This window comes from Novipirellula caenicola, from assembly GCF_039545035.1.
GTDB lineage: Bacteria > Planctomycetota > Planctomycetia > Pirellulales > Pirellulaceae > Novipirellula > Novipirellula caenicola.
In genome coordinates this window covers 117930-139194 of record NZ_BAABRO010000018.1, presented here as the reverse complement: position 1 = coordinate 139194, position 21265 = coordinate 117930, and the positions used below count along the sequence as shown (strand labels likewise).

Here is a 21265-nt window from a genome sequence, read left to right as displayed (position 1 = left end):
AGGTCTTCGTTGGATGCGTCGTCGCAGTCAGAAGGGACGAAATCTCAGTTGGGAAGCTTACGGACTCTACCTCGAGCGACACCCGTTGCCGAATCCGGGACAGATTACGGACTTGATTGCGATGGGGGGTGCAAAGTGATGCCAGGTGAGAGGTGTCGGCTGGGAGCCGGATGCGTTAACGGCGCCAGTCCGGTTCTGAGAGGGTTCGGTGATCAATTGGACAAGGATCAAATATTGTGACACCACAAGGAGAAATCTGTGGCAAACCGTGAACACAAAGCGTATCCTAACATCCGAGAGACACCGTTCTACTCGCCCGGAGCGGCGGTGTTGCGGTTTCAGCTGAGATCAATGTCTTGTCCCGCCGCCCGCTGATCCCCAACGTTACCCTATTCACATCACTGCCATTGACGCACAGCAAAATCCGTACGAACCACCGCCTTCCGTTTCCGACGCAGACGCGCGACCGATGGCAGCACGGTTCTTTGCGCCAAAGCGTGGACCTGCGATCGTGATTGCCGCTTCCGCTTTGCTCGGTGCGCTCGCGGGATTGCCGCTTCTGATGCTCGACCAACTGATTGGTTTTTTCGGCGTTTTTCCCGGCGCTCTGCTCGGCGGTTTTGCTTATCGGTTCGCATCGTCCTCTTTACCGATTGATCCGACCGCACACGTGCGCCGGTACAAGTACGCCGCCATCTCTTTTGCGACACTTCCGATAATATCCGCATTTGGGACAGGAATGCGCGGACAAGGATTCCACATGACGATAGGCGCTGCGTTGATTGGATTCGCAATCGCACTTGGTATACTCATTAGTGGAGACCGCCGTGCTGCACGGATGGGGTAACCAGAGAATTGCACGGGAGTGGCGGTGGCGGTGCTTATCGCAGTGGAAGATCAACTCCCGCCACCCCCGTGAATTCCAACGTTCTGCACCAAAGTAAAGGAAAGATCATGCGTCTATGGACTGCGATATTCCTGGCTGTTTGTTTCGGGATGCCTCTTGAAGCTGCGGATACCGCTGCCGACGCTCAGCCGTTGCCTGGAGCGGAGTTCATGGAGCTGCTCGCAAAGAAGCAAATTGAACTGACTCCCGCCCAGGCCGAAACGCTCAGGAAGTTTCTGTCGGATACAAAGAAAGAGGATGAACTCGCAGAGAAACTCAAAGGGGAGGCGAGTATCTCCATAGTCGAGATCCTGCCCCACATTGTTAATAAAGACGGTTGCCAAACAGTCCTTGCCAGGCTCAGAGATCATCCAGACGTGTTTCTTCGATTTGTTGCGAACTGCGGTTTGGCTGGAAGTGGTGATTCTGACGCGTCAGAAGCCATTTACACCATGCTTCATGACAAGCACTTGAACGCGCTGGACCAGCGACTCTTGAAGAGCTGGGCACTTGGTGCCGGAATTAATCCGGCCAAGGACGATTCGAACTCGATCCTGCAACACCTCATAACCTTAATGGGGACGACGCAAAAACTTAAGGTCGGCGACGAGTGTCCAAGCTTCGCTGCCACAACACAGTCTGGGGTTGATTTGAACTTTAAGACACTCAAAGGGAAGATCATCGTGCTGCACTTTTGGTCTTCGAGTTGCGCGCCGTGCCTTGCGCAAATGCCAGAACATATTGAGAGATTGTCTAAGCTCTCCCCGGATGAAGCAGTTGTCGTCTTCGTCAGTCTCGACGAAGACGAAAAGAGATTCGAGGCGTCTGTGGAAAAATACGGCATGCCGTTTCATAACGTCTGCGACAAATCAGGCTGGGGCGGAACAATGGCTCGAACCTTTGGCGTCAAACAGCTTCCTTTTGACATCGTCATTGATGCCAATGGCGTCGTTTTGTCGAACTCAATCACGGAACTCTCCGTTATCACAAAGTAGTGCAGAACCAATCGGTGAACGTTGCGGACTGGAAATGGCTTTAAGACGAGCGGGCGGGAGGGAGACACGGAGACACGGAGACACGGAGACACGGAGTGAGGAGTGAGGAGTGAGGAGTGAGGAGTGAGCGTGGCACAGACTGAATCGGTGCTCTGGTACTCCTGGAAAAAAAGCAGATGGCCGACAGAAAAATTGGTGCGTCAGAAAAATGTTCTAGACGCAGTAGTGCCTGCCCTGTATTTCGATCTTCATCTTTTTGTCACCCATTTTTTTGCCTGCTTATGGGCATCAGGGGAGGTCGATTTTATTGGGCTTCGGGGGGCGTCGATTTGTGTACATGGTTCAACAGTGCGTCGATTGCCGCTGGTTCCGCGGTTGGCACGAGTTGTTAATTGCGGCGCGATTGCCCCTTGGCAGTTATGTCATGCTGCACTCATTCGCGATCCTTAGCGTGATTCGCGGGCAAACGTTTGCGAGCGGTGTTCGCTGTGAATCAAATGGATTTCCACGGGGAAAGTCCTGGTGGCGCGGACTTGGTCGCGATTGAAGAGTGCAAAGTGTTGCCAGGTGAGAGGTGTCGGCTGGGAGCCGGATGCGCCAGTCCGGTTCTGAGAGGGTTCGGTGATCAATTGGACAAGGATCAAATAGTGTGACACCACAAGGAGAAATCGGTGGCAAACCGTGAACACAAAGCGTATCCTAACATCCGAGAGACTCCGTTCTACTCGCCCGAAGGACCGGGCGTCGTCTATTGACAAGGGAAAACCAACTCCCGGTCCTCGGTGATCGGAACCGTTCGTCGGACATGGAACACTTGAACCCCTACGATCCAACCGTCGCGGCGTCCGAAACTAACGGGTCGTCTTCGGATTCCATCGGAACGATTACGTCTCGATTCACGTTCACGTCCGACCATCTCAGCGACTCTCTTGCGCGTTACCGATCCCAGCACAAAGGTCGCCGCATATGGCGTTGGTTTCGATACTTCGCCGCCTTCTTATTCCTGATCGTTGCAATTTTCGGCTTGTTCGTCCCGCAATATTTCGCATCTGCGTTCATGGTTGCTCTCACGATTTTCATGTTCTTCCCACACAAAATCGACGACCTGCTAGCACGAAGTCGGTTTCGGAAGTCACCGGAATACGGCGCTCAACAAGTGGTTCACCTATCGCAGGTCGGATTCCAAGCCAAATCCGAAATCGAAGAAACCAGCCTTAAGTGGACGGCATTCTCGAAAGCAGTAATCTTCGATGATGGTGTGCTGCTGTTTCGAGGTTCAAACACGGTAAACTGGATTGCTGATGCAACACTCGAATGCGACGACGACAAATTGCGAATTCGAGATCTCGTGTCGGGAAACGTGCCGACGAACCATGCCATTCAACGGAGCAAGGCATAGGGTTCTTACAAATGGAATGCCAAACCGCCGTACCCGCTGACAGCGTCCGTTATCCAGGTAAGATACCCATGCTCTTGCGACTTCTCCTCTTTCTTTGTGTGGCTGCCTGTTCGACAGGCAGTACTGCATTCGCCCAATTGGATGTTCGCGTCCAGCTAATCCTCCAATCCGATATTCAGGCTCCTGATGGCGATTGGAAACGGTTGGAGAACTTCGATATTGTGATCACGATTGTGAATGGCACATCAGCAGCTGCGGACGTCCCCAAGACCTATTCGCCAGATCGCATTCGTTTGTGTGCTTCCGGATCGAACGGAACTCATTGGCCTCTCCACCTCGGTTCGAGACAGGAAACGGGAATGTTTGGAGGCGACAAAGCGACTGTGGTACTTGGTGAAGAGACGGTCACGGTCGCTCCGGGGAAGAAATACGAAGTTTTGCGAGTGAGCGCCAAGGAGACTTTGATCTCCCCTGGAAATATCTACGCGGAAACACCACTTGAAGAATTCGCTAAACGACGTTGGGTATGGAACTGGGGAGCTCGTCCGGGACCAGATTACTCGCCCTTTGAAAGTCGAAAGGGTGATGGCCGCTCTGAGCATGCCGTCTTGTGGTGCGAGCTAGAAGTTGAGGGGCGAACAATCCGCTCTGTACCGCAGCTTGTCAACCTGACGCATTATAACCCTGGATAACCATGCCATCGCTTTACGCTTGCTTGTCAAGCGGAATTTTTAACTGGCGGCAAGCGAGCCGATTATTCGCGGGGTAAAAAGGTGTCAGGGTAAAAAGGTGTAAGGACTCTTTCTCCGTAGCGTGACGGAGATGTAAGGCGTTTTTTTTGAAACCGACGACGCTCGATTGATTGACTTTGATTGCGTCATCAAGGGTTGGCGGGGGATGCCGTTAAGCATCACGCGGCATCCCCGATCACAAGCGAATTCTCACTTGCCGCCAGCCCTAGGTTGTCCGTGACACCCGCGATCAAGCAAGTGGACATATCTTGTCCTCGGGGTAAAAAAGCAGAGCTGTCTCGGCAAATCCTGATCTGGTGCTGATCCGCGTCGCTCTGCGTGCATCGATTTTGCGATACCGAGTGTCGCCGTAAACGAATTGTTCGCCAATTCGGAGGCTTCCGAACTCGTCTTTCTTTTCAGCGCTGATAGAGTTTCTTATTTTCTCGATCAAGTTGTCCTTTGGTAATGCAACTTGCGTGGTGGACCGGGCGACCTCCGAGTCGTCGCTGTCCTCCATTAGGCTCCAGCGGTTCTTTGATGCATGATGCGCTAGCCATGAAATCAGACATCGTTCGTAGGCGTGGGTGCCGAAGAAGATGGCAAACACGCTATACGATCCGCTGTGTTGTGTAATCTTGGTATGACCATTTGATGCTGCGACAATGGTGGCGACGACCTCTTCAAGCTGCGGTTGAAGGTCTGGATCACATTCGTGTCCGATTTTCGGTCGAAGCACCAACCGATGAAGGTCCAAATCATGGAAAGGACGCTTTCGAGCCTGGCAAGCTTGCTGGCTCAAGACACAGCGTAGTTTCTCTGTGTCTTCGGATCTTACATTGCGGACCAATCGTTTTGCCATTTCCCGATCGTCCGCGGTTGGATGGATCGGGAAACCATAATGACCGATCGGCCGCCCCAAATTTGAGTCGTTTTGCAACACGTTTCTTCGCCCCAGAACCATTTGCGTTTGACTGCGTCCAATCGGATCTCACCTCTGTGGTGGCAACCGGATGCGTCTGTGGATGACGCAGCTAAAAAGCCTAGGTTGGGGAGAAAAACCAAGGTCGTTATCCAAATCGATTTCTTGCGATATGTTCCGAGTTCCGAAAAACAAATTGCTACAATCGGTACTGTCGGCACTCAAGCAGGCGATTGTCAGATCATTAGCCGAGCGTCTGATTCCGTCTGTCTTCCGATTCCTCGGGGCAAAACAATTGGGGCCAAACAATGTCGAATGTTCAGCTAGAAGAGGAACTCGAGGAAGGTGCAGCCGTCATTTCGCGGCATCAGCGGGCACGTTTTAGTTCTTTAACCTTGTCTTCTGGTAAGAAGTGAATCGTTCGACGTTCGCCCGACGTTTTATCGATCAACATTGCTCGTCGGTCGTCCAGTTTGCGATACCTTTTTGATTCGTGTTCAAATTCTTCGCCAGCGTTTACGTTGTAAAAGTCTATTTCCATTTCAAAAACGTTAAGTGCACGCAAACGAGTGCAGGTACCTTTATTTTGGTCATCGTGGGGCGTCGAGTCATCCATCGCGAAACATTAGGGCGGAGGTGCATTCCACAGTCGCGATTCCTCGATTGTCTCCGGCCGACGATCGTGGTGATGGCGCCGGATCAATGATCGCGTTGGACTTCGTCCTCGGGATAAAAATTAAATGCGTTGTCGTTGTCGGTCTGCAGAGGAACGATTACCTCGGCTCGGCGATTATCTAATTTGCGATAGCGTTTGTCTGCGTAGATAAATTCCTCTCCCACACGGACGCTTCCAAAATCGTTCTTCTTTTCCACGCCATCGCTTTCACAAATCCTTTCGGTCGAATCACTTGTCGACGCGGTGAATACGCGTGATTCTATTCCCGCGTCGTCTTCGATCAGGCTCCAATGGTTTTTGGATGCGTGATGTGCGAGCCAAGAGATCATACTACGCTGAAAGACCAGGGGACCGAAGATGATGGCAAATGCGGAAAATGAACCGCCGTGTTTTAAGAGTTTTGTATGACGGTTTGTGGCTGTGACGATCGTAGCGACGACCGCTTCGAGTCTCTGGGCGATGTCGGGGTCGTTGTCGTGACCAATCATTGGTCGCAGGAGCAAACGATACAGTTTGGCGTCACGGGAATCACATTGGCCGGACTGAGTCGCTTGGGTGATGAGAGCACGTCGTAGCTCGTCCGCGTCATCGGACTTCGCATCCGCGACCATTTGTTTTGATGATTCATAGTCCTCGGACGTGGGACGCACCAAAATGTCGTTCTGTCCAAGATGTTGTGCCCAATTCACGTAGCTAAACATTGATTTCCTTTGTCCCAAAAATCACTTTTTGTTCGATGGTGGGCAAAACCATTGCCTGGAACTTTTATTTGTTGACGAGATCCGAATGATGACATGGTCTCATGTCGTGAACCGAATATTCGCACACCATGAAGGTGGAATAAAGATGAGATTTGGCTGCAGTGTTCGGTTTGCCGTAGCCTATTTGCTACAATCCGTAAGTTCGGTGATTGCGAATCAATTCTATCACACTTTCTCGGCGATTTGCGGCTCGCCGGGAACCCCGTGTGAAAATTTGTCGCAGTTTTGACTACACGGACAAGTTGTCATTGTAGTTTGCTTTTTGCGGCTGGTCGAATTCGCGACCAACCATTCCAGTTTGCGACGTGAGAACGGACCATGGCATCGTCGAAGCTAGGATCGTGGAGCAATGGCGAGATCGCGAGGGTGAATCGCGATCTGATTATTGTTGCCCAACGGCAAGGGTGGCCTCGTGGTTGTTCCTAGTGGGAAATTGCAACAGCAGGTGATGTCGAATTGTGGGGTGGAAACGAGCCTTGTTGTCGTCACGATCGCACGACAACGGATCCTTGGCAGTGACGCTTTTTCTAAGTGAAGGCGTTGGTTGAGGCCGCGACATTACGAGAGGCGATTAGTCGTTCATCCGGCGAAATGGTTTTGTTTTATCGTTGATTTGATCTGTGTGAGTCATTGTTCCTGTCCCTGTTTTCCTACAAGTTTGCTCGCCCGATCCCACCATGCCGACGACTCACGACGTTTTGACCGTCTCTTTCCTATTCCTTTCGATGGTCACGGGGTGTTCATCATCGCCGGTGGTTGCGCATCCGGGTGAACCGGAGAGCGTACAAGTACGGTTGTTGCAGGCCGGATTTGGCCAATCAAAAGAGTGGGAGTCACTGGGGGTCGAATACGTCGAGTATCGTCGTGCGATCGATGAAGATGTTGTGATCCAAGCAACATGGTGTCGGGCATGGACAAAGGTGACGGTACTGGTACCTCGATCTGTCGTTGATGACGATGATCGCGTGGTGAAGGCGATCCGTAGCGGTGAAGAGACGGCCGCATTGATCGTCGATGATTCGGATGCGTTGGCCATGTTGTATGCCGAAGAACATCGGGTGCCGTTCAACAGTGGGATCAATCGCACCGAATACAAAATGGTCTCAGGACGCTGGTCGATTCGTGCGGTCCGTTACCTCTCGAGCGCGAGAAACGCGGGGCAGGTTACTTTGGCGTCGTTTACCTTGCGTCATTCGGCCGCAATTTGATGGCGAGACGCCGATTGAAAATGTAACGACCTGATACAAGGTGGGACCGACAGGGTGCGAGTCGTGACGCGTGTGGCCGCGTGTTGCAATATGTGAAGAGTTGTCTCCGGCGTGCGGATATTGGGCTCCGTTATCAAGCGTGGGGGCAAGTGGCAAGCGGGATGCGAATGGAGGCGGCTGCGATATGGAGGCGATTGGTGTGCGTTTTCGATTGGTGAATGAGACGTTTTAAAGATGGTGTATTCGGGAAAGATTCAATTGGCCACGCTGCAAGCGTTTGGGATGGAGCACGACCTCGGTCCCGACTTTTCGGGGGCGATGATTGAAAGTGTTTGGAAGACGCAGTGCCGATCGATCAACGCACTCGCAGTGGAATTAGCCCAGCAGTGTAGCTCGGAATTTGGATTGTTGATTTTGATGCGTGCGGCTGAGTTTACAAAGCAGCGACCGCCAAGTTTGGTGTCGGAGGCGGCCGAGCGATACAACCAATCGGTCAATCTGGGTGGTGTTCTCGGTTGTATTGTCGATGCGAGTCTGACGGCATCGCGGTACCGAAAGCAGCGTTCGCGAATCTTGGTGGCCACCGAAGCATTTATGCAAGACACGCCGCTCGACCATGAGCCCACACATGCAGCATCGGAGTTGCAAAAGATCATCGACGTAATTTGCGCGGACGGCACGTGCCGCGCAAGCATTCGCTAACGGAGCTTGGTGCGGTCTTGGCCTCGCACCCCGTGGAAAGAATTGCACCACCGCGGCCATTCTATAGACAAAATTGTCGACTCTCGTGCCAACGCAACTCGCCTGTGTAACAAACAACTTGACACGAGCCCCCCGCTGGGTAAGATTTCCCAATTATCTTGAGTTAGCGATTTTAGGTGGTTCTTGAATATAGGACGAAGCCGCTGAATTAGATAATCTTTGAAACCCTTTAGAGTGTTACAACTGGTGCACGAGTGATTAGTTCTTCCTTTCAGGTATTTTCACCACGCTGGGGCCATGAAGATGCGTACAGCGTGCGCCTCACGAAAAGCTCTTTTGAGGTAAGCCTCAATACAAAGCACGCTAAATGTGAGTTCGATCCGAGCGGAGAAGTCGTATGGACCGGGCATGCAGAAGGGGTAGGAAACCCTATGCTAAACATCATGTCTGATGATTTCATCTACCCGCCTATGGTCGTGCCTGAGGCAATTGAATGGTTACTGAGGGAGTACCGTGATGGTCATATTTCAGATGATGATGCCAAAGTTGCATTATCTGATCTATTCAGCTGGATTGACGAGACCGCCCGCGCGAAACCTACAGGTGTTTGGGCGTCGTACTGGGGTTGACGACGGTACGGGAGTTGTGACGGCAGCTATTTATCAACCTACTGCGGATTGGAAAAGGTGTCAGACACCTTTTCGGGTGCAGACACCTTTTTTATCTAAAGGAGCGATCGAATGGGAGCTGCTGATAAACTTCGTGACGAAAGCATGCAGTATCAAGCCGCGAAACGTGATTTGCTGAAGTGGAAGCTGATTTTAACAGGAACAGTTAGTGCTTTCGGGCTCGGCTTCACCCAAAGTACGGTTCCACATGCCCATCTTGCGCTGTGTGTCGTTCCGCTCATCGCCGTGTATTGCGATCTGCTTATCCGTGATTACGATCTTCGTATCGCGATAAAGGGATTCTTCGTGGTCCGTTATGATGTTGAGGGATATGCTGAGTATGAGCAATTCATAAATTCGTCGCCAATCTCGCCGTTAAAATGGTGGCTATTTAGCGATGTCGCAATATCCTGGACATCCCTGTTGCTTTGTGTCTTTGTTGCGGCTGTAGGTGGCGGCTACGGGATGGTCACCCCATTGCACGACAGCGTATCATGGGTCGCGCTTCCAGCGATGGCACTCATTGGCGCGGGATTAATTGTAGCTGTTCATGTCGTATTCAAACGAAAGCATCGTGCTATGCATAAAGCAGCGAAGGAAGGTGTACGAGCTCAGGAGTTGAGCGTGAAAACGGTGCACAGTAGCAAAAGCTTCAAATAAGTTTCTTAACGCACTATAGACACTACGCTGCGGAAGTTTGGGGCCATTGGTTCGGTAGGTGTTCAATCGACAGGGTAGCAGACGTCGTAAGGGCGTGTATGACTTCGCTACGGTGGCACTTTCGCCAATCTCCGCAAAAACATAAAAGGCAGAGACGATAGCGTTTAGACATGTTGCGGATCTCACTCAATGCTTCGCGTGCGTCTTCGCTTTTTAAATGCTTTCTCACACCCGAGAAAAAAGTGGCGTAATCTCGGTTTTTGCGGACGGCGTGACGCAATGCTTTCGGTGATCCGAGCGATCTAAAATGCGTATACTCGATCCCAGCGTTTTCGAGATTTTGCGTTAGTGCGGATTTTGAGAAACCGCGTTTTCGGCTAGCTGGCAATTCGCGGACGTCAACGAGCATGTCCACATCTGCGGCGGTAAGCCGCTCGACAAACTCTCGAATCTCCAAACCTTCGTACCCGATGGTTAAAATCGTACGCATAGTTTACTCCCACTGAAATCCACGAAGTTGTGTGATGGTCTTAGGAACGTGGTACAACCCGGAGATCATCCATTTTCCAATTCTGCTGTGTGTACCAAAAATCGCGTAAACGGTGCGATCCGGATTGAAAATACTTTTCCGAATTCGTTCTGAAATTTTCTCTAGAGCCCCCACTTCTCCTTCGCTCATCTTATTACGCTGATACGCTGCGTAATAGCTCCACGCGAGCACCTTTCGGTCTCCTTCTAAACCGGTTGATCGTTCACGAAATTTCAACCGGAACTGCCATGGAACGCGGTCCCCGAGTCCAACCCGCTCTTTTTCGGATGCAAATAAGTCACCCTGGGCAATCGCTTGCATTTGCGATTCGCTCCATTTGCGATTATCTGGTTTGTAGTAGAGCTCTATTGGTTGGATCTCGACACATCCGTTCGTGAGCCCCAAGTCTGACATCGCATCCCGGCTCTCGAAAATAGTGGGTTGCATCCACTCCCACCTCCGACGTTCTGAAGTGATTTTTTTTTCTACGTCTATCGACGTCCCCGGTGCTAAATGCCAGCTTTCAGGACGCTTGTCCTTGGTGTCCTTGTACGCCCTTAGCTTTATAATATCCCATCTTTCGTATTTTTCCTTTTCAGGTAAAAAGCGAAACGGAATTGGATACAATCGCGCGAATTTGCCGTTCTCGTCGACGCCCCCGGTGCACACGGTCTCAACATACTTCGTGCTCACTGCGGGGTAGGTCTTGCAGTTCACTAATACGCGTAGTTCTCGCTCGCTGCCTGGTATTTTCAAAATGTATCCCTTTCCTCTGGTGTGTGATCTACTGGAATACACTGGAGACTAGCCAATCGGGGGGTGATTGCAACTACGGTTAGATGCAAAAACTAACACGCGAGTTGTGTGTCGTGCTTGGGAGTCGATATGCAACTATATAATGTGACAGGTTCAAAATGCTTTTGTCGCATCCAACTCATCGAACAAATCCCAAATGATCTGTTGTTGAACCTCGTTCATCTCCGCTAGTTCATCGATGATGCTTGACGCCACAAGCACAGTGAGAAACCAGCCGATCAAACTCGCGACCAACCAGCGGTCATAGGTTTGCGTGGTTGGCGTCAGTGCGGGGCGATGTAGGGATTGATTTGGCGAGGCATCGTGGTTCCCTATCTTTTGACGACACCCTCGGGCATCAAAACGTCGGCGGCGTTGTCGAGTTCAACCGACTCGATCCGGCGGACGTCGAATTGGCGATGGTCGCCGCGGCCAGTGCACAACGCGCGAAACAGGTAGTCGTTTTGCCATCGCGTTGGGCTGACGCGGCGTATGGTGGCGACGCCGTTAACATCTCGGTAGGTGATCCGAATGACCCAGCGATCGGGATCTCGCATGGCCCTGCTGATTTGTTGCCGAACACGCGAGATTGCGTGGGTGTGGCTGGATGCTTGTTGGGATGACTTGATGCGGTTCATGGTTGTTTTCCGTGGGCGTTGGATGATGGGGACCGATGGATCGCGTCGTAAACGGCTCGCTCGTTGTCGCGGACGTGCTCGGGCAATCCGGCGGCAATCAATCGCTTGGCGGTGACGCCGGCAATCGCGTGCAGTGGAGTGCCACGTGGGGCATTGGCGGCAACCTCTTGGCGGATTCGTGGACTGCAGCTGTTTATGGTTTTGGAAGCCACCAACTTCGCTACCCACCGCGATAAGACGCAACCGTTTCTGCCGGGGGCAGAGCAAACCATCGCGGGAGTTCTTGCCGTCGCGTTGCGACTCTGTGTAGCGAGGTGCGCGAGTTTCCACGGACTCACGTCCCGTGGCTACAGCCTGTCGTCGCGTTGCGACTGGTCGGACTGGATGAAGCGGTTAACTCTGGTGACCGTAGCAAAGATTATCAGCATTCTCGGTTTCAAATTTTCCTGCCCCTCCCGATCTTCCTGCCCAACCTCTGGTTGCATGGAGCGAACCTGCCATCATGTGGCGCGTTCGGCGCGATTGCGAGATGGGCTGTCCAGCATATTGTCCTAGAAATCTTTCTGTCGCACCAATTTTTCTGTCGTCACTTGCGGTGTGCGTGATTTGGACACGCTGGCGAAACCCGCTCTCGGAGGATGCGGATGAACGCGATGCGACGGTACATGCCACAGGTCCCGATCGGTGACCATCGTGGTATAGAAGTCGACAGAAATATTGGTGCGACAGAAAAATGAGGCTGCTATGGCGTTTCGCGATACGGTTTGATCGGCCAGTGCTTCCCCATTTTCTAACCCACCATCTTCTAACCTTTCACTGTGTCCCAGTTGCGTGGCAGCGGGTTGCCGACAGCTACATCTGCCGTCGCGTTGTGACTGGTAGGACTGCATGAAGCAGTTAACTCTGGTGACCGTAGCAAGGCTATCAGCATCCCCGGTTTCAAATTTTCCTGCCCCTCCCCATCTTCCTGCCCAACCTCTGGTTACAAAGAGCGAATCCGCCATTGCACCGTGAGATCGGTGCGATTTCGGAATAGGCTGTCCGGTACCCCGTCCTTGAAATCTTTCTGTCGCACCAATTTTCCTGTCTTCACCTGCGGTATGAGCTACTTGCCACGCTGGTGAAAGCCCGTCTCCGAGGTTGCGGATGAGCAAGATGCGACGAGGCGTTCTACAGACCTCGTTCGGCGCAGATCGTGGTATGGAGTCGACAGAAAGATTGGTGCGACAGAAAAATGTGAGTGCCATGACGGTTCGCGAGTCGATTTGAACGCTCGCGTCGTCCCCATTTTCTAACCCACCATCTTTTAACCTTTTGCCGTCTCTCTGGCGCGTGGCATCGAGTTGGTGGCAGCGACACCTGCCGTCGCGTTGCGACTCTGCACGTTGGTGGCGCGAGTTTCCACGGACTCGCGTCCGTGGCTACAGCCTGTCGTCGCGTTGCGACTGGTCGGACTGGATGGGGAGTTTAACTTTGACGGCCGCAGTGCATGCTATCTGCTTTACCGGTCTCAATATTTTCCTGCCCCTTCCCATCTTCCTGCCCAATCTCTGGTTACAAAGAGCGAATCCGCCATTGCACCGTGAGATCGGTGCGATTTCGGAATAGGCTGTCCGGTACCCCGTCCTTGAAATCTTTCTGTCGCACCAATTTTCCTGTCTTCACCTGCGGTATGAGCTACTTGCCGCGCTGGTGAAAGCCCGTCTCCGAGGTTGCGGATGAGCAAGATGCGACGGGGCGTTCTACAGATCTCGTTCGGCGCAGATCGTGGTATGGAGTCGACAGAAAGATTGGTGCGACAGAAAAATGTGAGTGCCATGACGGTTCGCGAGTCGATTTGAACGCTCGCGTCGTCCCCATTTTCTAACTCTCCATCTTTTAACCTTTTGCAGTCTCTCAGCGGGGCGGAACCGGGGTGTCGAAGGCAGCACCTGCCGTCGCGTTGCGACTTTGCAATGCGAGGTACGCTAATGTCCACGGACTCGCGTCCGTGGCTACTGCCTGTCGTCGCGTTGCGACTGGTCGGACTGGATGGAGCGGTTAACTCTGATGGCCGCAGTGCAGGCTATCAGGTTTCCCGGTCTCAAATTTTCCTGCCCCTCCCCATCTTTCTGCCCAACCTCTGGTTGCATGGAGCGAATCCGCCATGACGCGGCGAGTTCGGTGCGATTTCGGAATAGGCTGTCCGGTACCCCGTCCTTGAAATCTTTCTGTCGCACCAATTTTCCTGTCTTCACCTGCGGTATGAGCTACTTGCCACGCTGGTGAAAGCCCGTCTCCGAGGTTGCGGATGAGCAAGATGCGACGGGGCGTTCTACAGACCTCGTTCGGCGCAGATCGTGGTATGGAGTCGACAGAAAGATTGGTGCGACAGAAAAATGTGAGTGCCATGACGGTTCGCGAGTCGATTTGAACGCTCGCGTCGTCCCCATTTTCTAACTCTCCATCTTTTAACCTTTTGCAGTCTCTCAGCGGGGCGGAGCCGGGGTGTCGAAGGCAGCACCTGCCGTCGCGTTGCGACTCTGCAATGCGAGGTACGCGAATGTCCACGGACTCGCGTCCGTGGCTACTGCCTGTCGTCGCGTTGCGACTGGTCGGACTGCATGGCAAGTTTGTCTCTGATGGCCGCAGTGCAGGCTATCAAGTTTACGAGTCTCGCAATTTTCCTGCCCCTCCCCATCTTCCTGCCCAACCTCTGGTTGCACAGAGCGAAGCTGCCATCGCGCTGCGAGTTTGGTGCGATTTCGGGATAGAATGTCCAGCATCCAACTTCGAAATCTTTCTGTCGCACCAATCTTTCTGTCTTCACTTGCGGTATGAGCGATTTGCCGACGTTGGCGAACGCCGGTCTCCGAGGTTGCGGATGAGCAAGATGCGACGGGGCGTTCTACAGACCTCGTTCGGCGCCGATCGTGGTATGGAGTCGACAGAAAGATTGGTGCGACAGAAAAATGTGAGTGCCATGACGGTTCGCGAGTCGATTCGAACGCTCGCGTCGTTCCCATTTTCTAACCCACCATCTTTTAACCTTTTGCCGTCTCTCTGGCGCGTGGCATCGAGTTGGTGGCAGCGACACCTGCCGTCGCGTTGCGACTCTGCACGTTGGTGGCGCGAGTTTCCACGGACTCGCGTCCGTGGCTACAGCCTGTCGTCGCGTTGCGACTGGTAGGACTGCTTGGCGAGTTTAACTCTGATGGCCGCAGTGCAGGCTATCAGGTATACCGGTCTCAAATTTTCCTGCCCCTCCCCATCTTCCTGCCCAACCTATGGTTGCACAGAGCGAAGCTGCCATCGCATCGCGAGTTTGGTGCTGCTGCGTTGCTGGTATTCTCCGGATTCAGTTCCAGGATCTTTGCCTGTCGTCGCGTCACGGCTATACGCGGCAAGTTGCCTATTGCTCCCCGGAATTAAAATCTGGGGGGATTACCTGCTGTCGCGTTGCGATGGAGCAGATTACTGCTCACAGACAGGGGCCGGCTGAGAATGGGGCCGGCACTTGAAAGAAAATTGCATTTCAGCAAAAGAGGCGACGGTGGGATTCGAACCCACGAATAAAGGATTTGCAAACTAATCTTTGAGTTGCTGTAGTGCGTGAAAAGCCCGTGTTTTACGTGGTTTTGTGAAGTTTCGACACGGTCAAAATCATACCACAATTAGGCGGTATAGACAAGCTTTCGAGCGTATTCGAGTCAATGACTCCTCTGGGCGACATCGGTTGCAACGGGTCCTTCCCGGCGGGGCCGGCCCGCGGGACGTAGTCCGGTTATTGCCGCGATTTTTTGTGCACGGCATTTTTTTGGGGGTAAGTAAGTAAGCACGCACGCGGGTAACGCGGGACGCGTGGGGGGCAGCGGCCACAGTGGACAGACCTCGACAAGGAATCTGTGCACATGCGAAAAATGTTGGCCCTTATCGCGTTGGTTGTTTGCTGTGGTTGCAATGAGTTGCCGCAACGTGTGACGACGCTTCCGATCAAGCGGGTGGTCGAAACGCCCGTGGCGAACCTGCCCACGTCACTGCGTCCGTACAACTGGACCGATGCCCGGGGCTCGGGCAGCTGCGTCAATGCGTCGACGGTTTATAACTTGACGTGGTCGGCTAAGCCGGAGCTCGCTGCGTGGTGGCGAAAGAACCATGCTGGTGGCGAGACGGATACGTCGATTCGTCGATCGCATGATGCCGTCGGTTTGCGTTACTACTACACGCGGAATGCCGACCCTGAATTCTTGAAATGGGTGACCAAGACGCGACGTAGCGCATTGATCTGGTACTACCAATCGCACTGCGTCAACTTCGTGGGATTCCATCGGGATCCGACGCGGCCGGATGATTCCACGATGTACGCATGGCTGTGCGACAACAACCGACCGACGCGTTACATCAAGGTGCCGATTGATTCGTTTCTGCGCAAATGGGCGGGATACGGCGGGTTTGGCTTGGCACTGCAAGATCCACCCGTACCGCCTTCTCTTTTTTCGGCCACGACCCGGAGTTAATGATGCGAAGTCTGATTCTAATTTTACTGTGTTGCGTGCTGACTGGCTGCACCGCCGTCCAAGGTCCGCAGCCAGCACCGCCCTATGTCGACCCGTTTGACGTTCCGCAGGCTAGCCCGCAATATCCGGCGCCTGGTTACCCAGACAACTATCCTGATCGTTGCCCGAATTGTCCTGACGGTAATTGTCCCTATCCGCAATACGGTGATGAGGCGGCGGACTCACTGGGGGTCGAGGTGCGGAGCGATGACGACGCCGTGAGGTTGGTCAATACGCAAGCGGCCGAGGAAGTCAAAGGCGATTGTATTGATTGCCAACAGCAATCGCGACCTCGTGTTGTGACTCAATCACGTCACGTCCCAACGCCGACGCGGGTTTACCCGAGCATTCAAACAACATCGCACAGTTGGAGCAACATTCCGCTGAATCCGGGCGAAAGGTTGTTGTGGGTGGGGCCGATGGTAAGTCGCCCCAGCTACTCGCAGGTGACACGGCCTAGCCTTGCCATGCCTCGTCCGGACACTGACGATCGTTTCAGCGGCAACTTCCGACGCGATCCGAACGAGCGACAAGGGGCATTTGTTTGTATGCGATGCGGACAACCTACCGTCGGACGCGATTGGCACGAAGTGTGGGCCGACGATGGCACACCGTTGACATGCGTTTGCGAACGATGTTGGGCGAGCATGTCGCCGGCGTCACGCGAATCGATCACGATGCAATATGCTCGGCGTCAGTTTGGCAATTATATTTCCCCGGTGGTCACCGCCCGAATCCGCGAGGCAGCGAATGAACGACGCTAAGAAAGCCAAGACGCGTCATTGGGCAATCATGGTCGGCACCACGGTGTTGCAGGTACTCGCTTTGACAATCGCGTTCTACTTCGCGATCTATTGGATCACGGCAACGGCGGGGTGTGTGTTCGCATTTTGCATCGATCAACAGAACCGATCGATCATTCGATTTCGGCGATCGTTATGCTTTGTCGTATTGGCGGCAATGTGGCTTGGGCAACCGTCCACCACACACGCACAAACACCGCCGGACGATTCCCAAAAGTATCACGTGGTCACGGTGATCAACGATCCACCGACGGCGGCCGATGTCGCATTGTTGCGAGCGTTCCAAACGCAGCCCCATTTGGCGACGATCGCTCAAAAGTGTAAGCGGTTCCAATTCAAAGCGACCGATCCCCTTTACCGATCCCGCTATGCCCAAAGTTTGCCGCCGCATGCTTTGCCCGTCGTTGCCTTGGTTCGCCACGATGGTGGCGTGATCTACAAGGCGAGCGGCGCGGCCATTCCCGAACCCAACACCTTGGCTCGGCAATTGATTGGCATCGCGATGACCGACCGAGAGGCACACGCCCCGCGGCTTGGTTGGCGACCGGATGGATCGAGGTTTCCGAGCGTGATTCCCGACACCGTCGTGGTTCGCCCGGAAGTCAACCTGCCATCGAACGCAGTTTACAACACCGGATTCGTCGTCGGCGGCGTGATCCTTTTTCTCGCCCTCGGCGGCCTATTCGTGGTCGGATTGATCGCCGGCATCTTCCTATTGTTTCGTGGAGATTAAACACACATGATTGAATTGATCGCCGGCCTCGTTGGCCTCATGCTCTTCGGCGGATTCCTGCTAGTTCTTGGGATCGTCGGGTTCGCTATCGCTCAAAAGGTTCGCAAGGGATCGATTGTTCCGAAGTCCACCAAACGCGCCGTCGACGAGAAAGTCGAAACGGTTTATCGCGACAAACAAGTGCGTGAAGTGTTGATGGAACTTGCCCGCGCCGAAGGTTACGAACTCGAGGGATAATTGAGCATTAACCGTCAAACCGGATGGATGGCATTACAGACTGCAGTCGCGGCAATCGCGGCTGCAGTTTCCGTTTGTTCGGCGATCAGCTCGGTGATGACCAACGACAGCCGGCGGATCGACAACGTCGAATCGGCCAACCAATACAACGAAAAAAGCCTCTCGGCACTTTGCAGCGAGCTCGACCAATTGCGGTGGAAGCTCGCAACGCTCGAACATCGCATCGACCCGGCCATCCCGCCTCGCCATCCCGGCCGATTTGGAAACCGACACCAAGATTAACACCACCGACAGGACACACGCGTGGCCAAACGCAAGGCGACCACAAAGCGAAAGCCTGTTGAGTCTCGCGAGGCCAAAGCATTGCGGGCCAAGCTCGCCCAAATCAACGGCGAAACGCTTACTCGTCAACAGCAACGCGACATTGCGTGGTACGACAAAAACCAAGCCGATGAAGCGATTTCCAATTGGTGCAGTGCCGTACCAAAAGGCGACTATTGCCGATTGTCGGGCCGCCAACACAAATTGGTCGACGATGCTGCCCGACTGTATGGATTGCCAATTGGCGAATCGACCATCGATCTACGAATCGCGATCACTGCGCTCCATGATCTTATCGCCGCCAACGCCAACCGCATCCGTGGATCTCTCGACAGCGGTGATCGTGATGAACTCGAAGCGGAAAAGCTGCGTCAACAGATCGCCAAACTCGGTACCGAAGTCGAGCGTTTGCAGATCTCGTTGGCGAAAGACCGGGGCGATGCGATCCCCCGCCACGATTTGCGGCAAGCGTTGGTTGCGATCTCGGCCGCGATGCGTGAATACGGCCGAGCGTTCGCACGGATCAGTCCCGAGGCTCGCGATTTGTGGAACGACACATGCAACGCAATCGCGGAGGAAATCGAGACGGGGCGATTGAAATGGTGACCGAAACGTCGTCGGCGATTCGCGAGGAATTGGCCCGAGCGTTTCGCAATTCCAAGTGTGATCCGCCACGATCGATTGTTGATTTCGTATTAAGCGACTTTGTGTTGCCCGACGGTCGCAGCAAAGGCCAGCGGTTCACATTCGCGCGTCAGCCCGTTTTGCGGCTGTGGTTCGAAGCAATCGATAGCGGTCTATTCAACGAATTCGTCTTTACCGCCCCGAGTCAATTCGGCAAGACGCTTTCCGGATTCGTCGCGCCGCTGTTGTATCATCTTTGCGAGATCCAAGAGAACTACGTTCTCGGCGTTCCCTACGGCGACATGGCGGCGAACAAATGGGAAGCCGACATCGATCCGGTTTTGCAAGCATCGCCGCGGTTGCGGGGAATGCGTCCAAAACATGGATCTGGATCCAGCGGCGGCCGCGTTCGCGACTCGGTCACGATGGCCCACGGTTGCATTTGCAAATTCATGAGTGCTGGCGGACAAGATGCCGCGAAAGCCGGTTTCACCGCCCGGACGTTTGGCGTTACCGAAGCGAAAGCGTTTTCGGAGCTGAAAGAGGCATCCGACGAAGCCGACGCACTCCGCCAGCTGCGAGCGCGGCAACGATCCTATCCCGAGAACGAACGACGTTCCTATGTCGAAGGGACGGTCGGAAACAGCGAGCAATTGCCGTGGACGTTGATGCCGTTGTCGACGCGATCACGGATCGTTTCGCCATGCCCCCATTGCGCCGAACACATCTCGTGCGAACGCGAAGATCTGCACGGGTGGCAAGACGCCAAGAGCGAAGCGGAAGCGAAAGCCAACGCCTATTTCGCGTGTCCCGAATGCGGTGAAAAGATCACCGAAAAACAACGCGCCGAAGCGCTAACATACGCGGTGCTGCTTCACCACGGCCAAACCATCGACAAGACGGGACGAATTCATGGAAAACCACCGACGTCGCGGCGGTTGTGGTTCCGCTGTACCGCCTGGCACAACATGTTCTTGGGTGCCGGCGACATCGCCGTCGATGAATGGCGAGCGGCCCAATTGGCCGAGAATTCGCCCGAGCAACAATCGGCCGAACGCGAGTTGTGTCAATTCGTGTGGTGCATCCCATGGGATCCGCCGAAGTTGGACACCGACATCGAACTCGACAAAGTCACGATCAGCAACCGGCGGTTGTCGTTGCCGCGTGGAACGGTTCCCGAAGACACCGTGCGAGTCACCGTCGGAACCGACATGGGGATGCGGACCGGATGGTATTTGCAATTGGCGACCCGTGCAAACGGATCGAGGCACATTTGCGATTACGATTGTTTCGATGTCCCATCGCACGCGATGAAGTTGGACGACGCGGTCAAAGTCGCACTAAACGATTTGCACAAACACCTATCGTCCGGCGTGATCTTTCCCGACGGTCGCGTCATTGTTCCCGGGGAACGTTGGTATGATGCGGGCTATCGGCCGACGCCAGTGTTGGAATTTGTGTACAGCCATTCCGGTGGAAACTACAACGGCGCCGAGGTGGCGGCGTACGGCCGCGGAGCGACGGCGGTGCAGAAAGGTACGTTCACGCTGCCCAACGGCAAATCGACCAAGGTGCGGCAAATTGGCGACGATCGATTGTGGTTCATGGAAAAGGAGCGTGGGCAATCACATTTGAAACTGTACTGGGACAGCGACAGCACGAAGTATGAAGTAATGCAAATGTTGACGTTGCCCGAGACCGAACCGGGATCGATCACGCTTTATAGCGGCGTGGCCAAGATTCACGACCGCTTGGCCAGACACTTGACCAACGAACCGTTGACGACGGTCGTCAATTCGCTCGGTGTCGAAAAGCAAGTGTTCATGAGAAAAGGCGCCAACCACTTGCTCGATTGTTTGGCGATGGCGATCCGAGCGGACAGCCGTTTGGCGTGGCGGATCAAGAACACGATGTCGCGGGCCAATTCCGAGGACTGCAAAGAGTGGTACGACGAGGACCGCGGCAACGATTGGTACGATGATGCTTAACGCATCGCCGCACATGCCGGGCAGGGGCGGAGAGTCGTTTTGCCATGTTCGGGGCACCGGTACGGTGGCACCGTTTCAAAACCGATTTCGTCTACTGAATCGACCATCGATTTTCGACGCTTCATCACGATGCGGTGCACCGCCGATTTGCTCATCCCAGCCGACTTTGCGGCCAAACGGATCGGCAACCCATCATCTTGAACCGCGATCAATGCTCGCTCGCGTGACTCGGCGGTGTGATGGCAATTGCGCGAGCGGATCTTTCGCTGGCGGCAATACGACAACAGCCATGAATAAGAGACCAGCGGGGCGACGGCCAACGGCCGAATGAATTCGCCTTGTTCGGTGCGATGCCGCAATTCCGCTTCCAACGCTAGGTCGACAATCGCGACCATCAAAGCCGTTTCGCTCAAGTGTGGGTTCCCTCTTTACGCGGCACCACATCGAATCGTCT

The 21265-nt window shown here is 54.0% G+C and carries 22 protein-coding genes; 15 read left to right on the top strand and 7 right to left on the bottom strand.

The window, feature by feature from the left end:
* Positions 1-511 precede the first annotated feature (511 nt).
* The 3 genes from ABEA92_RS25755 (at position 512) to ABEA92_RS25745 (ending at position 3972) form a co-directional block, all read left to right on the top strand.
* Complete coding sequence (locus ABEA92_RS25755) at positions 512-847, top strand: hypothetical protein (protein WP_345687704.1); 336 nt, start codon at positions 512-514, stop codon at positions 845-847.
* Positions 848-915: 68 nt separating this feature from the next.
* Positions 916-1881: a TlpA family protein disulfide reductase gene (locus ABEA92_RS25750; RefSeq protein ID WP_345687702.1), complete on the top strand. Its 966-nt coding sequence runs from the start codon at positions 916-918 to the stop codon at positions 1879-1881.
* A gap of 1467 nt (positions 1882-3348) precedes the next feature.
* Positions 3349-3972: a hypothetical protein gene (locus ABEA92_RS25745; protein ID WP_345687700.1), complete on the top strand. Its 624-nt coding sequence runs from the start codon at positions 3349-3351 to the stop codon at positions 3970-3972.
* Between the two features lie 289 nt (positions 3973-4261).
* Here ABEA92_RS25745 and ABEA92_RS25740 read toward each other — a convergent pair whose 3' ends face one another.
* The 3 genes from ABEA92_RS25740 to ABEA92_RS25730 form a co-directional block, all read right to left on the bottom strand.
* Entirely contained in the window at positions 4262-4873 is a 612-nt protein-coding gene (locus ABEA92_RS25740) for a hypothetical protein (RefSeq protein WP_345687698.1), read from the bottom strand.
* A 427-nt stretch (positions 4874-5300) separates the two neighbouring features.
* Positions 5301-5549 carry a hypothetical protein gene (locus ABEA92_RS25735; protein ID WP_345687696.1) on the bottom strand — a complete coding sequence of 83 codons (249 nt, stop codon included), beginning with the start codon at positions 5547-5549 and terminating at the stop codon, positions 5301-5303.
* Between the two features lie 83 nt (positions 5550-5632).
* Positions 5633-6310: a hypothetical protein gene (locus tag ABEA92_RS25730; RefSeq protein WP_345687694.1), complete on the bottom strand. Its 678-nt coding sequence runs from the start codon at positions 6308-6310 to the stop codon at positions 5633-5635.
* A 737-nt stretch (positions 6311-7047) separates the two neighbouring features.
* On the opposite strand from ABEA92_RS25730, the gene ABEA92_RS25725 reads away from it, so the two are divergent.
* The 4 genes from ABEA92_RS25725 to ABEA92_RS25710 all read left to right on the top strand — a co-directional run bounded on the left by ABEA92_RS25725 (position 7048) and on the right by ABEA92_RS25710 (position 9608).
* Positions 7048-7578: a hypothetical protein gene (locus ABEA92_RS25725; protein ID WP_345687692.1), complete on the top strand. Its 531-nt coding sequence runs from the start codon at positions 7048-7050 to the stop codon at positions 7576-7578.
* 234 nt (positions 7579-7812) lie between these two features.
* Positions 7813-8280, top strand: coding sequence for a hypothetical protein (locus ABEA92_RS25720; RefSeq protein WP_345687690.1), 468 nt, complete (start codon positions 7813-7815; stop codon positions 8278-8280).
* A 254-nt stretch (positions 8281-8534) separates the two neighbouring features.
* The gene (locus ABEA92_RS25715; RefSeq protein WP_345687688.1) at positions 8535-8909 is read left to right on the top strand and encodes a hypothetical protein; all 375 of its coding nucleotides are present in this window, start codon (positions 8535-8537) and stop codon (positions 8907-8909) included.
* Positions 8910-9020: 111 nt separating this feature from the next.
* The gene (locus tag ABEA92_RS25710; protein ID WP_345687685.1) at positions 9021-9608 is read left to right on the top strand and encodes a hypothetical protein; all 588 of its coding nucleotides are present in this window, start codon (positions 9021-9023) and stop codon (positions 9606-9608) included.
* 22 nt (positions 9609-9630) lie between these two features.
* On the opposite strand, the gene ABEA92_RS31435 is transcribed toward ABEA92_RS25710, so the two are convergent.
* From ABEA92_RS31435 to ABEA92_RS25700, 3 genes are all read right to left on the bottom strand, one after another.
* Positions 9631-10098 (bottom strand): DUF488 domain-containing protein, encoded by a 468-nt coding sequence (locus tag ABEA92_RS31435; protein ID WP_425572495.1) that lies wholly within the window; start codon positions 10096-10098, stop codon positions 9631-9633.
* A gap of 3 nt (positions 10099-10101) precedes the next feature.
* Positions 10102-10830: a hypothetical protein gene (locus ABEA92_RS25705; RefSeq protein ID WP_345687683.1), complete on the bottom strand. Its 729-nt coding sequence runs from the start codon at positions 10828-10830 to the stop codon at positions 10102-10104.
* A gap of 434 nt (positions 10831-11264) precedes the next feature.
* Positions 11265-11570: a WYL domain-containing protein gene (locus ABEA92_RS25700; protein WP_345687681.1), complete on the bottom strand. Its 306-nt coding sequence runs from the start codon at positions 11568-11570 to the stop codon at positions 11265-11267.
* A 35-nt stretch (positions 11571-11605) separates the two neighbouring features.
* On the opposite strand from ABEA92_RS25700, the gene ABEA92_RS25695 reads away from it, so the two are divergent.
* The 8 genes from ABEA92_RS25695 to ABEA92_RS25660 all read left to right on the top strand — a co-directional run bounded on the left by ABEA92_RS25695 (position 11606) and on the right by ABEA92_RS25660 (position 20811).
* On the top strand, positions 11606-11806 hold the full coding sequence (locus tag ABEA92_RS25695) for a hypothetical protein (protein WP_345687679.1): 201 nt from the start codon (positions 11606-11608) through the stop codon (positions 11804-11806).
* A gap of 3654 nt (positions 11807-15460) precedes the next feature.
* Positions 15461-16066 carry a hypothetical protein gene (locus tag ABEA92_RS25690; RefSeq protein ID WP_345687677.1) on the top strand — a complete coding sequence of 202 codons (606 nt, stop codon included), beginning with the start codon at positions 15461-15463 and terminating at the stop codon, positions 16064-16066.
* A 35-nt stretch (positions 16067-16101) separates the two neighbouring features.
* Positions 16102-16869, top strand: a complete 768-nt coding sequence (locus ABEA92_RS25685) for a hypothetical protein (protein ID WP_345687675.1) — start codon at positions 16102-16104, stop codon at positions 16867-16869.
* Positions 16856-17641, top strand: a complete 786-nt coding sequence (locus ABEA92_RS25680) for a hypothetical protein (protein WP_345687673.1) — start codon at positions 16856-16858, stop codon at positions 17639-17641. The genes ABEA92_RS25685 and ABEA92_RS25680 overlap by 14 nt, the downstream gene beginning before the upstream one ends.
* Positions 17642-17647: 6 nt before the next feature.
* The gene (locus ABEA92_RS25675) at positions 17648-17878 is read left to right on the top strand and encodes a hypothetical protein (protein WP_345687671.1); all 231 of its coding nucleotides are present in this window, start codon (positions 17648-17650) and stop codon (positions 17876-17878) included.
* 27 nt (positions 17879-17905) lie between these two features.
* On the top strand, positions 17906-18160 hold the full coding sequence (locus ABEA92_RS25670) for a hypothetical protein (RefSeq protein ID WP_345687669.1): 255 nt from the start codon (positions 17906-17908) through the stop codon (positions 18158-18160).
* 21 nt (positions 18161-18181) lie between these two features.
* A complete protein-coding gene (locus ABEA92_RS25665) occupies positions 18182-18805 on the top strand; it encodes a hypothetical protein (RefSeq protein WP_345687667.1) in 624 nt (207 codons plus the stop codon).
* A complete protein-coding gene (locus ABEA92_RS25660) occupies positions 18757-20811 on the top strand; it encodes a terminase gpA endonuclease subunit (RefSeq protein ID WP_345687665.1) in 2055 nt (684 codons plus the stop codon). The genes ABEA92_RS25665 and ABEA92_RS25660 overlap by 49 nt, the downstream gene beginning before the upstream one ends.
* Here the strand turns inward: ABEA92_RS25660 and ABEA92_RS25655 are convergent.
* Entirely contained in the window at positions 20808-21224 is a 417-nt protein-coding gene (locus tag ABEA92_RS25655) for a hypothetical protein (protein WP_345687663.1), read from the bottom strand. The two genes, ABEA92_RS25660 and ABEA92_RS25655, sit on opposite strands and share 4 nt — an antisense overlap.
* Positions 21225-21265: the final 41 nt, after the last annotated feature.

Bases quoted from the DNA above. Each gene is read 5' to 3' on its own strand.
- ABEA92_RS25745 (WP_345687700.1), top strand. From the start codon at position 3,349: ATGCTCTTGCGACTTCTCCTCTTTCTTTGTGTGGCTGCCTGTTCGACA.
- ABEA92_RS25740 (WP_345687698.1), bottom strand. From the start codon at position 4,873: ATGGCAAAACGATTGGTCCGCAATGTAAGATCCGAAGACACAGAGAAA.
- ABEA92_RS25735 (WP_345687696.1), bottom strand. From the start codon at position 5,549: ATGGATGACTCGACGCCCCACGATGACCAAAATAAAGGTACCTGCACT.
- ABEA92_RS25730 (WP_345687694.1), bottom strand. From the start codon at position 6,310: ATGTTTAGCTACGTGAATTGGGCACAACATCTTGGACAGAACGACATT.
- ABEA92_RS25725 (WP_345687692.1), top strand. From the start codon at position 7,048: ATGCCGACGACTCACGACGTTTTGACCGTCTCTTTCCTATTCCTTTCG.
- ABEA92_RS25720 (WP_345687690.1), top strand. From the start codon at position 7,813: ATGGTGTATTCGGGAAAGATTCAATTGGCCACGCTGCAAGCGTTTGGG.
- ABEA92_RS25710 (WP_345687685.1), top strand. From the start codon at position 9,021: ATGGGAGCTGCTGATAAACTTCGTGACGAAAGCATGCAGTATCAAGCC.
- ABEA92_RS31435 (WP_425572495.1), bottom strand. From the start codon at position 10,098: ATGCGTACGATTTTAACCATCGGGTACGAAGGTTTGGAGATTCGAGAG.
- ABEA92_RS25700 (WP_345687681.1), bottom strand. From the start codon at position 11,570: ATGAACCGCATCAAGTCATCCCAACAAGCATCCAGCCACACCCACGCA.
- ABEA92_RS25695 (WP_345687679.1), top strand. From the start codon at position 11,606: ATGGATCGCGTCGTAAACGGCTCGCTCGTTGTCGCGGACGTGCTCGGG.
- ABEA92_RS25690 (WP_345687677.1), top strand. From the start codon at position 15,461: ATGCGAAAAATGTTGGCCCTTATCGCGTTGGTTGTTTGCTGTGGTTGC.
- ABEA92_RS25680 (WP_345687673.1), top strand. From the start codon at position 16,856: ATGAACGACGCTAAGAAAGCCAAGACGCGTCATTGGGCAATCATGGTC.
- ABEA92_RS25675 (WP_345687671.1), top strand. From the start codon at position 17,648: ATGATTGAATTGATCGCCGGCCTCGTTGGCCTCATGCTCTTCGGCGGA.
- ABEA92_RS25670 (WP_345687669.1), top strand. From the start codon at position 17,906: ATGGCATTACAGACTGCAGTCGCGGCAATCGCGGCTGCAGTTTCCGTT.
- ABEA92_RS25660 (WP_345687665.1), top strand. From the start codon at position 18,757: ATGCAACGCAATCGCGGAGGAAATCGAGACGGGGCGATTGAAATGGTG.